General features: G+C 67.9%; 17 protein-coding genes. 12 read left to right on the top strand and 5 right to left on the bottom strand.

Annotated features, from left to right (window positions below; all coding sequences use genetic code 11):
* The first annotated feature begins 2 nt into the window (after positions 1–2).
* The 3 genes from I7X18_RS22825 to I7X18_RS22815 all read left to right on the top strand — a co-directional run bounded on the left by I7X18_RS22825 (position 3) and on the right by I7X18_RS22815 (position 2,720).
* Positions 3–719: a PaaX family transcriptional regulator C-terminal domain-containing protein gene (locus I7X18_RS22825; protein WP_193046253.1), complete on the top strand. Its 717-nt coding sequence runs from the start codon at positions 3–5 to the stop codon at positions 717–719.
* Positions 716–1,489 (top strand): crotonase/enoyl-CoA hydratase family protein, encoded by a 774-nt coding sequence (locus tag I7X18_RS22820; protein ID WP_193046252.1) that lies wholly within the window; start codon positions 716–718, stop codon positions 1,487–1,489. The genes I7X18_RS22825 and I7X18_RS22820 overlap by 4 nt, the downstream gene beginning before the upstream one ends.
* 73 nt (positions 1,490–1,562) lie before the next feature.
* Entirely contained in the window at positions 1,563–2,720 is a 1,158-nt protein-coding gene (locus I7X18_RS22815; protein WP_193046251.1) for an iron-containing alcohol dehydrogenase, read from the top strand.
* A 21-nt stretch (positions 2,721–2,741) separates the two neighbouring features.
* Here the strand turns inward: I7X18_RS22815 and I7X18_RS22810 are convergent, their stop codons facing one another.
* Entirely contained in the window at positions 2,742–3,155 is a 414-nt protein-coding gene (locus tag I7X18_RS22810) for a DUF3060 domain-containing protein (protein ID WP_193046457.1), read from the bottom strand.
* A gap of 29 nt (positions 3,156–3,184) precedes the next feature.
* On the bottom strand, positions 3,185–3,562 hold the full coding sequence (locus I7X18_RS22805) for a DUF3060 domain-containing protein (RefSeq protein WP_193046250.1): 378 nt from the start codon (positions 3,560–3,562) through the stop codon (positions 3,185–3,187).
* 144 nt (positions 3,563–3,706) lie between these two features.
* Between I7X18_RS22805 and I7X18_RS22800 the strand changes: the two genes are divergently transcribed.
* From I7X18_RS22800 to I7X18_RS22765, 8 genes are all read left to right on the top strand, one after another.
* On the top strand, positions 3,707–4,252 hold the full coding sequence (locus I7X18_RS22800) for a DUF3558 domain-containing protein (RefSeq protein ID WP_193046249.1): 546 nt from the start codon (positions 3,707–3,709) through the stop codon (positions 4,250–4,252).
* A complete protein-coding gene (locus tag I7X18_RS22795; protein ID WP_193046248.1) occupies positions 4,252–4,773 on the top strand; it encodes a DUF3558 domain-containing protein in 522 nt (173 codons plus the stop codon). Before I7X18_RS22800 ends, I7X18_RS22795 begins: the two co-directional genes overlap by 1 nt.
* Before the next feature lie 64 nt (positions 4,774–4,837).
* Positions 4,838–5,476, top strand: a complete 639-nt coding sequence (locus tag I7X18_RS22790; RefSeq protein ID WP_193046247.1) for a TetR/AcrR family transcriptional regulator — start codon at positions 4,838–4,840, stop codon at positions 5,474–5,476.
* A gap of 310 nt (positions 5,477–5,786) precedes the next feature.
* Positions 5,787–6,161, top strand: coding sequence for a 30S ribosomal protein S12 (rpsL, locus tag I7X18_RS22785; protein WP_193046246.1), 375 nt, complete (start codon positions 5,787–5,789; stop codon positions 6,159–6,161).
* On the top strand, positions 6,161–6,631 hold the full coding sequence (gene rpsG / locus I7X18_RS22780) for a 30S ribosomal protein S7 (RefSeq protein ID WP_011558402.1): 471 nt from the start codon (positions 6,161–6,163) through the stop codon (positions 6,629–6,631). The genes rpsL and rpsG overlap by 1 nt, the downstream gene beginning before the upstream one ends.
* A gap of 106 nt (positions 6,632–6,737) precedes the next feature.
* Positions 6,738–8,843, top strand: a complete 2,106-nt coding sequence (gene fusA / locus I7X18_RS22775) for an elongation factor G (protein ID WP_193046245.1) — start codon at positions 6,738–6,740, stop codon at positions 8,841–8,843.
* 84 nt (positions 8,844–8,927) lie between these two features.
* Positions 8,928–10,118, top strand: coding sequence for an elongation factor Tu (gene tuf / locus I7X18_RS22770; protein WP_193046244.1), 1,191 nt, complete (start codon positions 8,928–8,930; stop codon positions 10,116–10,118).
* Positions 10,119–10,232: 114 nt separating this feature from the next.
* Positions 10,233–11,102, top strand: coding sequence for a cutinase family protein (locus I7X18_RS22765; protein WP_404822808.1), 870 nt, complete (start codon positions 10,233–10,235; stop codon positions 11,100–11,102).
* Positions 11,103–11,165: 63 nt separating this feature from the next.
* Here I7X18_RS22765 and I7X18_RS22760 read toward each other — a convergent pair whose 3' ends face one another.
* Positions 11,166–11,999 carry a universal stress protein gene (locus I7X18_RS22760; RefSeq protein ID WP_193046243.1) on the bottom strand — a complete coding sequence of 278 codons (834 nt, stop codon included), beginning with the start codon at positions 11,997–11,999 and terminating at the stop codon, positions 11,166–11,168.
* A gap of 124 nt (positions 12,000–12,123) precedes the next feature.
* Between I7X18_RS22760 and I7X18_RS22755 the strand changes: the two genes are divergently transcribed.
* Positions 12,124–12,978: a mycofactocin-coupled SDR family oxidoreductase gene (locus tag I7X18_RS22755; protein WP_193046242.1), complete on the top strand. Its 855-nt coding sequence runs from the start codon at positions 12,124–12,126 to the stop codon at positions 12,976–12,978.
* Between the two features lies 1 nt (position 12,979).
* Here the strand turns inward: I7X18_RS22755 and rocD are convergent, their stop codons facing one another.
* Both rocD and ddaH read right to left on the bottom strand, forming a co-directional pair.
* Positions 12,980–14,236, bottom strand: coding sequence for an ornithine--oxo-acid transaminase (gene rocD / locus I7X18_RS22750; protein WP_193046241.1), 1,257 nt, complete (start codon positions 14,234–14,236; stop codon positions 12,980–12,982).
* Positions 14,233–15,051 carry a dimethylargininase gene (gene ddaH, locus I7X18_RS22745; protein ID WP_193046240.1) on the bottom strand — a complete coding sequence of 273 codons (819 nt, stop codon included), beginning with the start codon at positions 15,049–15,051 and terminating at the stop codon, positions 14,233–14,235. The genes rocD and ddaH overlap by 4 nt, the downstream gene beginning before the upstream one ends.
* Positions 15,052–15,155: the final 104 nt, after the last annotated feature.

Genomic DNA, 15,155 nt, shown 5'->3' with positions numbered 1-15,155 from the left:
CCGTGCGGTTGACGGCGCGTTCGGTGGTGCTCTCGGTACTACTCGGGGCGCATCCGGCCTGGGCCACCGCCGGCGAATTGATCACGCTCACCTCCGATTTCGACATCCGCGAACCAACCGTGCGGGTGGCGCTCACGCGCATGGTCAGCGCGGGCGACCTGGTGCGCTCCGCGGACGGCTACCGGCTGTCGGACCGGCTGCTGGCCAGGCAGCGCCGCCAGGACGACGCCATCAACCCGCGCGCCCACCCGTGGAACGGCACCTGGACCACCCTGGTGGTCACCAGCGTCGGCACCGACGCCCGCACCCGCGCCGCATTGCGGAACACCCTGCAGGACAACCGATTCGGAGAGCTCCGCGAAGGCGTGTGGCTGCGGCCGGACAACCTCGACACCGCACTGCCCGGTGACGTCACCGACCGGGTGCGGGTACTGCACGCCCGCGACGACGACGCCGCAGGCCTGGCCGCCCGCCTCTGGGACCTGTCGGGCTGGGCCGGCAGTGGCCGTCGACTCCTCGACGACATCGCCGCGGCCCGCGACATCCCGACCCGCTTCGTGACCGCTGCGGCCATCGTCCGGCATCTGCTCACCGACCCCGTGCTGCCCGACGAACTGCTGCCCGACGGCTGGCCCGGCGACGAACTCCGCACGGCCTACACCGCTTTCGCCGCCGAACTCGTCGAGCGGCGCGACACCCGACTCATGGAGGCGACATGACAGAACCGGTCCGCGTGGAGCGCAGCGGGGCGGTGACCACCGTGATCATCGACCGGCCCGAGGCCCGCAACGCGGTGAACCGGCCGACGGCCGAGGCGCTGTACCAGGCCTTCGACGAGTTCGACCGCGACGACTCGGCGTCCGTCGCCGTTCTCTGGGGTGACCACGAAAACTTCTGTGCGGGAGCTGATCTCAAAGCCTTCGGCACCCCCGACGCCAACGCGGTGCACCGCAGCGGACCGGGGCCGATGGGCCCGACCCGGATGGTGCTGTCCAAACCGGTGATCGCCGCGATCAGCGGCTACGCCGTGGCCGGGGGGCTCGAGCTGGCGCTGTGGTGCGATCTTCGCGTGGTCGAGGAGGACGCCGTGCTCGGGGTGTTCTGCCGGCGCTGGGGGGTTCCGCTGATCGACGGCGGCACCGTGCGGCTGCCGCGGTTGATCGGGCAGAGCCGGGCGATGGACCTGATCCTCACCGGCCGCGCCGTCGACGCCACCGAGGCATACGCCATCGGCCTGGCGAACCGGGTGGTGCCCAAAGGGCAGGCGCGCCAACGTGCGGAGGAGCTGGCCGCGGACCTCGCCCGCTTCCCGCAGCAGTGCATGCGGGCCGACCGGCTCTCGGCGCTGGGCCAGTGGGGCCTGCCGGAAGCCGAGGCGATCGACAGCGAGTTCGCGAGCATCTCGCGGGTCAAACACGAGGCGCTCGAAGGTGCGGGCCGATTCGCCGCGGGCGCGGGCCGGCACGGGTCGAGCGCCATCGGCCGTTGACTGGTGCGCCGATCAGCGCGACGCTGGTTCTCGAGGCATCGAGCCTTATCGCCGGACACGTGAGGACGAACCAATGGTCGCCGACATCGCACTTCCACGCCTGGCCAGGATCGGCGCCGGGGCGATCGACGAGCTCGGATCGGTGGTCGCTCAACTCGGTATCCGCAGACCGGTGCTGGTCACCGACCGGTACCTCGACGAGACGGGGCAGGCCGAACGGCTCGTCAAAATCCTGCAGGCCGGCGGGGCCGATACCGCCGTCTTCTCCGGTACCGTGCCCGATCCGACCGCGGCCTCCCTGATCGACGGCCTCGAACTCGTACGGCGGCACGACGCCGACGGAGTCGTCGGCTTCGGCGGCGGCAGCCCGATGGACACCGCCAAGGCGTTGGCGGTCCTGTCGGCCAACGGCGGGTCCATCGCAGAGTACAAGGCACCCGGCAGCTACTCAGGCTCCGCGCTACCGATTGTCGCCGTTCCCACCACTGCCGGAAGCGGCTCGGACGCAACGCAATTCACGGTCATCACCGATGACGAGACCGACGAGAAGATGTTGTGCCCCGGATTGTCGTTCCTACCGCTGGCGATCGTGGTCGACTTCGAGCTGACGCTGACCATGCCTCCCCGGCTCACCGCCGATACGGGCGTCGACGCGCTCACCCACGCCATCGAGGCGTATGTGAGCCGGCGCGCCAGCCCATTCTCCGATGCGCTGGCATTGGCGGCCATGAAGGCGATCTCGCGTCACCTGCGCCGCGCGTACGCCGACGGCGCCGACCGGGAAGCCCGCGAAGCGATGATGCTGGCGTCCACCCAAGCGGGAATGGCGTTCTCGAACTCCAGCGTGGCCCTGGTGCACGGTATGAGCCGGCCGATCGGCGGGCACTTCCACATCGCCCACGGTCTGTCGAACGCCATGCTGCTGCCGGCGGTCACCAGGTTCTCCATCGACTCGGCGGTCGACAGGTACGCCGACTGTGCCAAGGCGATGGGGCTGGTCGACGAGTCCACCGCCGGTCGCGAGGCGGCCGACGCGCTGGTGGTCGAGCTGACGCGGCTGTGCGCCGACGTGGAGGTGCCGACGCCGCATTCCTACGGGATCGACCAGGCGCAGTGGGAGGAACGGTTGGACACGATGGCCGACCAGGCATTGGCATCCGGGTCGCCGGCCAACAACCCGCGGATCCCGACGCACGACCAGATCGTCGCCCTGTACCGCGAGATCTTCTAGTCGTGCTGCTCGCGGCCTGGGTCAGCCCTTGGTGATCGTGTTGTTGTTGCCGAGGTCGTCGATCTTGGGGTCGCCGGCGGAGTAGGTGATCGTGTTGTTCAGCCCGACGACCGTGATCTCCTTGTCGACCCGCTCGAACGTGATGCTGTTGTCGGTGCCGCCGATGTTGACGTTGGCGCACGTCCCGGTCACCGTCAGCTTGTTGTTGGAACCGCCGACGTTGAGTGCCTTACCGTCCGCGCAGTCGACGTCGGCGGTGGTGCCGACCGACCCGTAGTTGATCGTGTTGCCGATCTCGACCTGCGCGCCCGAGGAGCCGGCCGTCGCGGTCGGGGTGTTGGTGTCGTTGCTCTCCGAGCCACAGGCGGCCAGGCCGAACGCGGCGGCGACGGCCAGCGTCGCGAACGCGGTGCGGACAACGGGATGGGTGGGCATCGCTTCTCGCTTCTCGGTCATACGAACAGTCAGGCCGGTACCCGGTTGACCCGGTTCGTCATCCCCAGCTCACGGCCGCGGTCCCAGACGAACGGGTTTCCGGTTTTGTACATCACGGTCTGGTCCCAGCCGTAGACGGTGATGTCGTTGACCACGTTGTCGGCGATCACGATGTTCCCGGAACCCTGCATCGTCACCGCCCAGCAGCTGCCCACCGCCCACACCTGATTGCCGTTGCCGTTCACGTGCAGGACGGAATCACGGCAGTCGACGGTCTTCTGAAGCCCCGTACCGGTGACGTGGGTGTCGCCGTTGACGGCGTGCGCGCTCGGTGCGCCCACGGCCGCCACGACGAACAACACGGCGGCTCCTGCCGCCGCGCAACGGGTTGCAGCGATCGATCGCACCGTCGTATCCCTTCGTCACGCCGACCTGATGGAAGGCAAGCGTACGTGGCCCGGACGCGCCTGCGGCGGCCTTCTGTGGGTTCGGCCCGAGGATGCTGTGCGCACCGGTCGCTGAACCCGTCGCGGGTGGGTACCCTCTCAGCGATGCGTCGGCGTGTCAGCGTGGTGGCGGGAATGGCCACCGTGGCGGTCACCGTGGTGGTGGCCGCGGCCGGTTGCGCGCAGACCGTCTCCGGTACGGCACAGCCCGCGCGGCCCGCGGACATCCCGGATCCCCACCGCGACTACGGGTACGTCGACAACCGCTGCGGTCTGCTCGAGGATTCGACCGTCTCGGAGACCCTCGGCGCCGACGAGGTGGTGCGCCCGTACAGCGGTGCGGTGTGCCAGTACGTGCTCGCACGCGGTCCGGTCATGGTCGACGTCACCTTCTCGTGGTTCGACACCGGCAGCCTCGACCGCGAACGCACGTTGGCCACCTCGCGAGGAGCGACGATGAGCGAAACCGTCGTCGAGCGGCACCCGGCCTTCCTGGCGCGACGGTCGGCCACCGGGGTGGCGTGTGCGGCTACCGCGGCCGCCGGAACCGGAGTGCTCAGCTGGTGGGTGCAGTACCGCGGTCAGCAGTCCGGTGACCCCTGCGTGGATGCGGAGAAGTTGTTGTCGGCCACCCTCTCCTCGGATCTGTGATGAAACGGCTCATCGGAAGTGCGGTGGCGGTGACGGCGCTGCTGCTGGCCGGCTGCGGCGGCGCCGCCGAACCGGAGCCGCCCGCCCCGGAGACCGCCCCGTCCACCGGTGCTTTCCGCAGCGACGACTGCAACGGCGTGACCGACGCCGACATCACCAAGGCCACGCAGACGTCGGTGTTCAAGAAAGTGGTCGACAGCGACGCCGGCTGCTTCTGGCAGGAGGACACCATGCTGGGCACCTTCGGCGCGGGGATGGGCATCTCCACCTGGTGGTACCGCGGCAGCGACATGGATGTCGAACGCGAACTCGAACAGCAGGCCGGCCGGACCATCACCGAGCTCGCCGTCGACGGCAACAAGGGCTTCAAGGCCTCCGACACCAACGCATGCAGCATCTATGTGGCCAAGGGCGGTGACGTGATCACCTGGTCGATCCAGACGATGAATTCAGCAATGCTGCCCGATCTGTGTTCGATCACCGACCGGCTCGCGCAACTCAGCCAGCAACGGGTGAACTGACCCGCCGTAGGGTGAGAGGTCTGCACCGGCCGCCCTCAGGCCGGTGACGACGAAGGGTGTCAGGATGCCGGCTCCACCGGGCCCGCGGCCGGCGGGCGGTCGGACGCGTCCTGCCGCCAAGACGACCCGGCTGAGCCGGGACTCGATCGTCAACGCCGCGCTGACCTTCCTCGACCGCGAGGGCTGGGATTCGCTGACCATCAACGCGCTGGCCAACCAACTCGGCACCAAGGGGCCGTCGCTGTACAACCATGTGCACAGCCTCGACGACCTGCGGCGCACCGTGCGGATGCGGGTGGTCGGCGACATCATCGACATGCTCGACACCGTCGGCCAGGGCCGCACCCGTGACGACGCGGTGATGGCGATGGCCGGCGCCTACCGCAGCTACGCCCACCACCATCCGGGCCGCTACTCGGCGTTCACCCGGATGCCCCTGGGCGGCGACGACCCGGAGTTCACCGACGCCACCCGCGCCGCGGCCACCCCGGTCATCGAGGTCCTGGCGTCCTACGGCCTCGACGGCGACGACGCGTTCTACGCCGCGCTGGAGTTCTGGTCGGCCATGCACGGGTTCGTGCTGCTGGAGATGACTGGGGTGATGAACGGCATCGACACCGACGCGGTGTTCACCGACATGGTGCTGCGGTTGGCCTCCGGTATGGAACGCCGCTCCGGCGGCGTGGTCGCTGACCTGCGGTAAGCGCCGGTCAGCGCGCTGCGGGTCGCGTCCTGAACGACTTTTGGAGCGACGGGGCCACCCTGGTATTGTGGGGGATCGTGCCTGGCCGTCGAGGCGCATGCGACGGGGTGAGAACCAGACAGCATGCCCACATGCCGGGCCTCTTCGCATGTCTACCACGCAGCGGAATCGCTCCGAGGTGTGCGCGTGCGACACGCCCGGACGCGGGGTAGGCGGACCGGGCGAAACAGCAGTACAGAGACTTGAGCAGTACAGACAAAGCAGTAACCCAGACGAAGCAGCACCAGGAAGCAACACAGAAAGCCGGTACATGCCAACCATCAACCAGCTGGTCCGCAAGGGTCGCCGCGACAAGATCACCAAGGTGAAGACCGCGGCGCTCAAGGGCAGCCCGCAGCGTCGCGGCGTATGCACCCGCGTGTACACGACCACCCCGAAGAAGCCGAACTCGGCGCTTCGCAAGGTTGCGCGCGTGAAGCTGACCAGCCAGGTCGAGGTCACCGCCTACATCCCCGGTGAGGGCCACAACCTGCAGGAGCACTCGATGGTGCTGGTGCGCGGTGGTCGTGTGAAGGACCTCCCCGGTGTGCGGTACAAGATCATCCGCGGTTCGCTCGACACCCAGGGCGTCAAGAACCGCAAGCAAGCGCGCAGCCGCTACGGCGCCAAGAAGGAGAAGAGCTGATGCCGCGCAAGGGCCCCGCACCCAAGCGTCCGCTGGTCAACGATCCGGTCTACGGGTCGCAGTTGGTCACCCAGCTGGTCAACAAAGTGTTGCTGGACGGGAAGAAATCGCTGGCCGAACGCATTGTTTATGGTGCGCTCGAACAGGCCCGTGACAAGACGGGCACCGACCCGGTGGTCACCCTGAAGCGCGCTCTCGACAACGTCAAGCCCGCCCTCGAGGTGCGCAGCCGCCGCGTCGGTGGCGCCACCTATCAGGTGCCGGTCGAGGTTCGTCCCGATCGTTCCGTGACGCTGGCACTGCGGTGGCTGGTGAGCTTCTCGAAGGCGCGTCGGGAGAAGACCATGGTCGAGCGTCTGGCCAACGAGATCCTCGACGCCAGCAATGGCCTGGGTGCCGCCGTCAAACGACGTGAGGACACCCACAAGATGGCCGAGGCCAACCGCGCCTTCGCGCACTACCGCTGGTGATCACCGCGCCGGCGGCAGCGTAGTAATCAACGCAGCGGACGGCGTGTGCGGCAACGGCTGACAACAGCAATCGAGCAAGCGAGCAAGCGAGAGTGGGAAGACTTCTGTGGCACAGAAGGACGTGCTGACCGACCTGAACAAGGTCCGCAACATCGGCATCATGGCGCACATCGACGCCGGTAAGACGACGACGACCGAGCGCATCCTCTACTACACCGGTATCAGCTACAAGATCGGTGAGGTTCACGATGGCGCGGCCACCATGGACTGGATGGAGCAGGAGCAGGAGCGGGGGATCACCATCACCTCCGCGGCCACGACGTGCTTCTGGAACGACAACCAGATCAACCTGATCGACACCCCCGGGCACGTCGACTTCACCGTCGAGGTGGAGCGCAGCCTGCGCGTGCTCGACGGTGCCGTCGCCGTGTTCGACGGCAAAGAGGGTGTCGAGCCGCAGTCCGAGCAGGTCTGGCGGCAGGCCGACAAGTACAACGTCCCGCGCATCTGCTTCGTCAACAAGATGGACAAGCTCGGCGCGGACTTCTACTTCTCGGTGCGCACCATGGAGGAGCGGCTCGGCGCCAACGTCATCCCGATCCAGCTGCCCATCGGCGCTGAGGGTGACTTCACCGGCGTCGTCGACCTGGTCGAGATGAAGGCCAAGGTGTGGAGCGCCGAAGCCAAGCTCGGCGAGAAGTACGACGTCGTCGACATCCCGGCCGACCTGCAGGAGCGGGCCGACGAGTACCGCACCAAGCTGCTCGAGGCCGTCGCGGAGACCGACGAGGCACTGTTCGAGAAGTACCTCGGCGGCGAAGAGCTGACGATCGACGAGATCAAGGGTGCGCTGCGCAAGCTGACGATCAGCTCGTCGGCGTACCTGGTGCTGTGCGGCAGCGCGTTCAAGAACAAGGGCGTGCAGCCCATGCTCGACGCGGTCATCGACTACCTGCCGACGCCGCTCGACGTCCCGCCTGCCGAAGGCCACGTGCCCGGTAAGGAAGACGAGCTGATCACGCGCAACCCGTCGGTCGACGAGCCGTTCTCGGCGCTGGCGTTCAAGGTCGCCACGCACCCGTTCTTCGGCAAGCTGACCTACGTCCGCGTCTACTCGGGCGCCGTCGAGTCCGGCAGCCAGGTCATCAACGCCACCAAGGGCAAGAAGGAGCGGCTGGGCAAGCTGTTCCAGATGCACTCCAACAAGGAGAACCCGGTGGAGCGGGCCTCGGCCGGCCACATCTACGCCGTGATCGGGCTCAAGGACACCACCACCGGTGACACCCTGAGCGATCCGAACCAGCAGATCGTGCTCGAGTCGATGACCTTCCCCGATCCGGTGATCGAGGTGGCCATCGAACCCAAGACCAAGAGCGACCAGGAGAAGCTCGGCACGGCGATCCAGAAGCTGGCCGAAGAAGACCCCACGTTCAAGGTGCATCAGGACGACGAGACCGGCCAGACCGTCATCGGCGGTATGGGCGAACTCCACCTCGACATCCTGGTCGACCGGATGCGTCGCGAGTTCAAGGTCGAGGCCAACGTCGGTAAGCCGCAGGTCGCCTACCGCGAGACCATCCGCCGCCCGGTGGAGAAGGTCGAGTTCACCCACAAGAAGCAGACGGGTGGCTCCGGCCAGTTCGCGAAGGTCCTCATCAGCCTCGAGCCCTTCCACGGCGAGGACGGCGCGACCTACGAGTTCGAGAACAAGGTCACCGGTGGCCGCATCCCGCGCGAGTACATCCCGTCGGTGGATGCCGGCGCGCAGGACGCCATGCAGTACGGCGTGCTGGCCGGCTACCCGCTGGTGAACATCAAAGTGACCCTGCTCGACGGTGCCTACCACGAGGTCGACTCCTCGGAGATGGCGTTCAAGGTCGCGGGTTCGCAGGTCCTGAAGAAGGCCGCTCAGGCGGCCCAGCCGGTGATCCTCGAACCCATCATGGCGGTCGAGGTGACCACACCCGAGGACTACATGGGTGACGTCATCGGCGACCTGAACTCCCGCCGTGGTCAGATCCAGGCCATGGAAGAGCGGGCGGGCGCACGCGTCGTCAAGGCGCAGGTGCCGCTGTCGGAGATGTTCGGTTACGTCGGCGACCTCCGGTCGAAGACCCAGGGCCGGGCGAACTACTCCATGGTGTTCGACTCGTACGCCGAGGTTCCGGCGAACGTGTCGAAGGAGATCATTGCGAAGGCGACAGGTCAGTAACCTGACCTGCCGGTCTTCTCGAGACCACAACTGAAGAAACCAAACCTGCTGTAAAAAGCACCAACAAGTCCAGGAGGACACACAGTGGCGAAGGCGAAGTTCGAGCGGACGAAGCCGCACGTCAACATCGGGACCATCGGTCACGTTGACCACGGCAAGACCACGCTGACCGCAGCAATCACCAAGGTTCTGCACGACAAGTACCCCGATTTGAACGAGTCGCGCGCATTCGACCAGATCGACAATGCGCCTGAAGAGCGCCAGCGCGGCATCACGATCAACATCTCCCACGTGGAGTACCAGACCGAGAAGCGTCACTACGCGCACGTCGACGCCCCCGGCCACGCGGACTACATCAAGAACATGATCACCGGTGCCGCCCAGATGGACGGTGCGATCCTGGTGGTCGCCGCGACCGACGGCCCGATGCCGCAGACCCGCGAGCACGTGCTGCTGGCCCGCCAGGTCGGCGTGCCCTACATCCTGGTCGCGCTGAACAAGTCGGACGCGGTCGACGACGAGGAGCTCATCGAGCTCGTCGAGATGGAGGTCCGCGAACTGCTGGCCGCCCAGGACTTCGACGAGGACGCCCCGGTCGTGCGCGTCTCGGCGCTCAAGGCGCTCGAGGGTGACGAGAAGTGGGTCAAGTCCGTCGAGGAGCTCATGGACGCGGTCGACGAGTCGATCCCGGACCCGGTCCGCGACACCGACCGTCCGTTCCTGATGCCCGTCGAGGACGTCTTCACGATCACCGGCCGCGGCACCGTGGTCACCGGTCGTGTGGAGCGCGGCGTGGTCAACGTGAACGAGGAAGTCGAGATCGTCGGCATCCGCCCCGGCACCACCAAGACCACGGTCACCGGTGTCGAGATGTTCCGCAAGCTGCTCGATCAGGGCCAGGCCGGTGACAACGTCGGTCTGCTGCTGCGCGGCATCAAGCGTGAGGACGTCGAGCGCGGCCAGGTCGTGGTCAAGCCCGGCACGACCACCCCGCACACCGAGTTCGAGGGCCAGGTCTACATCCTGTCCAAGGACGAGGGTGGCCGCCACACGCCGTTCTTCAACAACTACCGTCCGCAGTTCTACTTCCGGACCACGGACGTGACCGGCGTCGTGACCCTGCCCGAGGGCACCGAGATGGTGATGCCCGGTGACAACACCGACATCTCCGTCAAGCTGATCCAGCCCGTCGCCATGGATGACGGTCTGCGGTTCGCGATCCGCGAGGGTGGCCGCACCGTCGGCGCCGGCCGGGTCACCAAGATCATCAAGTAAGACCTGTACGTCGCGAAGCGGCGCTCACCCTTCCGGGGTGGGCGCCGTTTTGTGATTTCGGCGTGTGTGGTCGCGCTGGGCGCTACCCACCACGCCGAAGTCGCTGTAACGCGGATGGCCGCCGCCCCGATGATCTTCGCAGTGGTCCGCAGAAGGGTTGGGTTCGTGTTTCGTCGTCTTCGCGCATTTGCCGGTGCTGTCGCTGTCGGTGGGGTCACCCTGATCGGTCTGGCCGGCACCGCGCAGGCTCAGCCGCAGTGCCCCGACGTCCACTGGATCGGCGCCGCCGGGTCCGGTGAGCGGGGCGCCGAGGTCTCGATGAACGACGGGATGGGCCGCGTGGTCGCCCGCTCCCGCGCAGACCTCCAGCAGTTGCTCGCCCGCGACGGCCGGACCATGACCGCCGAGCCCGTCGTCTACCCCGCGACCGAAGTCCCCGCGGACGGCGGCATCCTCGACTGGGCGGGATTCATCAGCAGCGTCGACGCCGGAACCGCGGCGTTGGCGAACCAGTACGCCACGTTCGTACAGCGGTGCCCGGCCAGCAAGGTGGTGCTCGCCGGCTACTCGCAGGGCGCGATGGTCATCCACCGCAATCTGCACACCCTCGGCACCAGCCCCAACCTGGCGGGCGCGCTGCTGATCGCCGACGGCGACCGGCTGCCGACCGACCCGACGCTCAACCTGGGTTCGGTCACCGCGGTGCCCGGCGCCGGAAAGGGCGTCGCCCAGGACTGGCCGATTCTCGCGCACGCTCCGGCCCCGCTGCCGCCCTTCGTCGGCGCCCGCACCATCAGTGTGTGCGAACTCGGCGACGCGGTCTGCGATTACGACCCGGATGCCGAAGAGGTGACGGCGACCGGCGTGGCCGTGCACACCAGCTACGCCCGGGCGTCCAGCGGTGGATACGCCTGGACCTCGCCGCTCTACCAGTTGCTCGGCCCGGCGCCGTCGGCCGATACGATCGCCGTCGCCGCCGGCTGAAGTCCATCACGGCCTGACGCCGAGTACGCCGCCAAGCGCCGGCACATCAGCGACGCGCCGCCGTCACGGACCCGGCACCACCAGCACGGGACGGTGCGCCGAACGCAGCGTCGCGCGGGCCACGCTGCCGAGCAGCACCTGTCGCATCGCGGACTGACCCCGCGAACCCACCGCCACCGCGGCGGCTCTGCGGTGTGCGGCCAGGGCGATCAGCGCGTCGGCGACCGTGTGCTCCTTGGCGCCCGGCGGGGCGTCGACGTGTTCGGTGACCACACCGTCGGGCGGGGTTTCGGCGACACCGTCGCCGATGACCGCTGCGACGATCTCCCGGCCGGGAAACAGGCGTTGGGCGGCGGCCAGCGCGGTCCTGCCCCCCGCCGAACCGTCCCAGCCGACGATCACGGGACCGCCGGCCAGCGCGTCGTACTCGTCGGCCAGCATGGGGGCGGGCGCCACCAGCGTCGGGCGTGACGCGTAGTGCACCGCCGTGTCCGACACGCTGCCCATGAACGCCTGGGCGCCGCCGAGTCCCCGCGATCCGACGAGCAGCAGATCGGCCGAAACCTGTTCGGCCAGTTGGGCGAGCACCAGACCTTCGCCGCCCCACGACCGCTTCACCAACGGTTCGGCGTCGAGGCCGGCGGCGCGGGCCAGTGTGGTACCGGTGGCCGCGATGCGCTGGGCCTCGTATTCGCCCTCCGACTCCGTGCGCTCAACCAGCTCGCTCGCGCTGCCGACACTCGCGCGCAGACGTTTGCGCAACCCCTCACTGGCGAACGGGGGGGTCCACAGCTGCGCGACCCAGGCGTGCGCCTGCGGGAGCAGCCGACCGCCCACCTCGATCGCGGCCGTCGCCGCCGGTGAACCGTCGAATCCGATGAGCACGCCGATCGGCATGAAAGAACCTCCCTTGATTGCGACCGATCGTATGCGCCGGAGGGGCAGCGGTCACGCGGCGTCCTTAGAACACGTTCCAGTTCGGCTGTTAGCCTGTCGGCAAGTCCGATCGAAAGGAGCCCCGGTGGCCGCAGTTGAGGGTCCGCTGGCCGGTCGCGTCGCGTTGATCACCGGAGCCGCCCGCGGCCAGGGCCGCGCCCATGCCGTGCGTCTCGCCGGTGACGGCGCCGACATCATCGCGACCGACATCTGCGCTCCGGTGCACGACACGATTACCTACCCTGCGGCGACCGCGGAAGACCTCGCCGAAACGGTCCGCGCCGTCGAAGCCACCGGCCGCAAGGTGCTCGCCCGCGAGGTCGACGTCCGCGACCTCGCCGCACTGCAGCAGGTCGTCGCCGACGGTGTCGAACAGTTCGGCCGGCTCGACATCCTGGTGGCCAACGCCGGCGTGCTGAGCTGGGGGCGACTGTGGGAGATGTCCGAGGAGCAGTGGAACGCCGTCATCGACGTCAACCTCAACGGCACCTGGAAGACCATCCGCGCCGCGGTGCCCGCGATGATCGAGGCAGGCAACGGCGGGTCGATCATCATCGTCAGCTCCTCGGCGGGGCTCAAGGCCACCCCGGGCAACGGCCACTACGCGGCGTCCAAACACGGTTTGACCGCGCTGACCAACGGGCTGGCGCTCGAGGCGGGGGAGTACGGAATCCGCGTCAACTCCATTCATCCGTACTCCATCGACACGCCGATGGTGGAGCGCGAGGCGATGATGGAGGTCTTCGCCAAGCACCCGAATTATCTGCACAGCTTCGCACCGATGCCGCTGAAGTCGGTGGACCGCGAAGGCAAGCTGAGCCTGGCGGATTTCATGACGCCCGAAGAGGTTTCCGACGTGGTGGCCTGGCTGGCCGGTGACGGATCGGCCACCCTGTCCGGCAGCCAGATCGCCGTCGACCGCGGTGTGATGAAGTACTGAGCTACTGCCGTTCAGTCAGCACCGCGGCGAATTGATCGACCGCCCAATCGATTTCGTCGGCGGTGATCACCAGCGGCGGAGCGAACCGCAGTGTCGAGCCGTGGGTGTCCTTGACCAGCACTCCGCGCCGCGCCAGGGCGTGACTGATCTGCTTACCGGTACCCAGCGCCGGGGCCACATCGACCCCCGCCCACAGTCCCTTACCGCGCACCGCGACCACACCGTTGCCGATCAGTTGTTCGAGTCGCGTGTGCAGGTGCCGGCCGAGTTCAAATGCCCTGCGCTGGAATTCGCCGGTGCGCAACAGTTCGATCACCGACGTCCCCACCGCCGCGGCCAGCGGGTTGCCGCCGAAGGTGGAGCCGTGCTCGCCGGGATGCAGCACGCCGAGCACGTCACGGTCGCCCACCACCGCAGACAGCGGAAGCACTCCGCCGCCGAGGGCCTTACCGAGCAGGTACAGGTCGGGCACGACGCCCCAGTGGTCGCAGGCGAAGGTGCGACCGGTGCGCGCCAGACCCGACTGGATCTCGTCGGCGATCAGCAGCACGCCGCGTTCGGTGCAGATGCGGCGCACGCGGGGTAGGTAGTCGTCGGGGGGAACGATGATTCCGGCCTCGCCCTGGATCGGTTCCAGGAGTACCGCGACCGTGTGGTCGTCGACGGCGGCGGCCAGTGCGTCGGCCTGAGGGTCGTCGGGTCCGAACGGCACGGCGCGGAATCCGGGTGTGTACGGACCGAACCCGCGCCGGGCGGTGTCGTCGTCGGAGAAGCTGATGATCGTGGTGGTGCGGCCATGGAAGTTGTTGTGAGCCACCACGATGTTGCCGCTCCCGGCGGGCACTCCCTTGACGTCGGTGCCCCATTTGCGGGCGATCTTGATACCGCTCTCGACGGCTTCGGCACCGCTGTTCATCGGCAGCACCATGTCTTTGCCGCACAACCCGGCCAGGGCCTGGCAGAACGGTGCCAGGCGGTCGGAGTGGAAGGCGCGGCTGACCAGGGTGACGGCGTCGAGTTGGGCATGCGCGGCCGCGACGATCTGCGGGTGGCGGTGGCCGAAGTTCACCGCCGAGTACGCGGCCAGGCAGTCCAGATACCGCCGGCCCTCCACGTCGGTGATCCACGCGCCTTCCGCCGTCGCGGCCACCACGGGCAGCGGGGCGTAGTTGTGCGCGACATGGCGGTCCTCGGCGGCGATCACCGCCTCGGTGGCGGTCGCGTGGTCGGTAGCGGTCGTGTGGTCAGTGAGCGTCATGAGTGCACCTCCAACGTGCAGCATTTGACGGAGCCGCCGCCCTTGAGCAGTTCGGACAGCTCGACACCGACGGGATCGAATCCTGCCGCGCGCAGCTGAGTGGCGAAACCCGTTGCCGCAGCCGGTAATACGACGCGGCGTCCATCGGACACCGCATTCAGTCCGAAGGCGTGCGCATCGGCATCGGCGACTTCGATGGCATCGGGAAACAACGTGCGCAGTCGGTCACACGACGGCGCGTCGAATGCCGGTGGGTAGAAGGCCACCGTCCTGTCGTCGAGGACCGCCAGCGCGGTGTCGAGGTGATAGAAGCGTGGATCGACCAGCCGGAGGCTGACCACGGGTAGGTCGAGGGCGGCCGCGATCTCCGCGTGCGCGCGGACATCGGTACGAAAACCGTAGCCCGCCAACAGGAGCCGTCCGACTACGAGGACGTCGCCCTGGCCTTCGTTGACGTGGTCGGTGCGCACCGGGGTGTACCCGTGCCGGCTCATCCACTCCGCGTAGGCATCCGATTCGGCGGCGCGCTGCGGATAGGCGAACCGGGCGACCACGGCGTGTCCGGCGACCAGCACTCCGCCGTTGGCGGCGTAGACCATGTCGGGCAGGCCGGCGACCGGTTCGACCAGCTCCACCGTGTGGCCGAGTTCCTTGTAGGTGCGGCGCAGGGCCTCCCACTGGTCGAGTGCGCGGTGGGTGTCGACCGTCGTCGTGGGATCCATCCACGGGTTGATCGCGTACTCGACGGCGAAGAATGTCGGCGGTGTCATGACGTAGTGGCGGATGCGCGGAGTGCGGGTGACCGGAAACGGCATGAATCGACGATATGGGTGCGGTCTGGGGCAATCAATCGACGAACATTGCGTGTTCACGCTCGATCTGTTGTGCTGGTGCGGGCTGAGCGGCGATATCTTGCGCA

Origin of the sequence: Mycolicibacterium baixiangningiae (genome assembly GCF_016313185.1) — a bacterium.
GTDB lineage: Bacteria > Actinomycetota > Actinomycetes > Mycobacteriales > Mycobacteriaceae > Mycobacterium > Mycobacterium baixiangningiae.
Note: the sequence above shows the minus strand (reverse complement) of the source record. Positions and strands in the feature narration are given on the sequence as shown.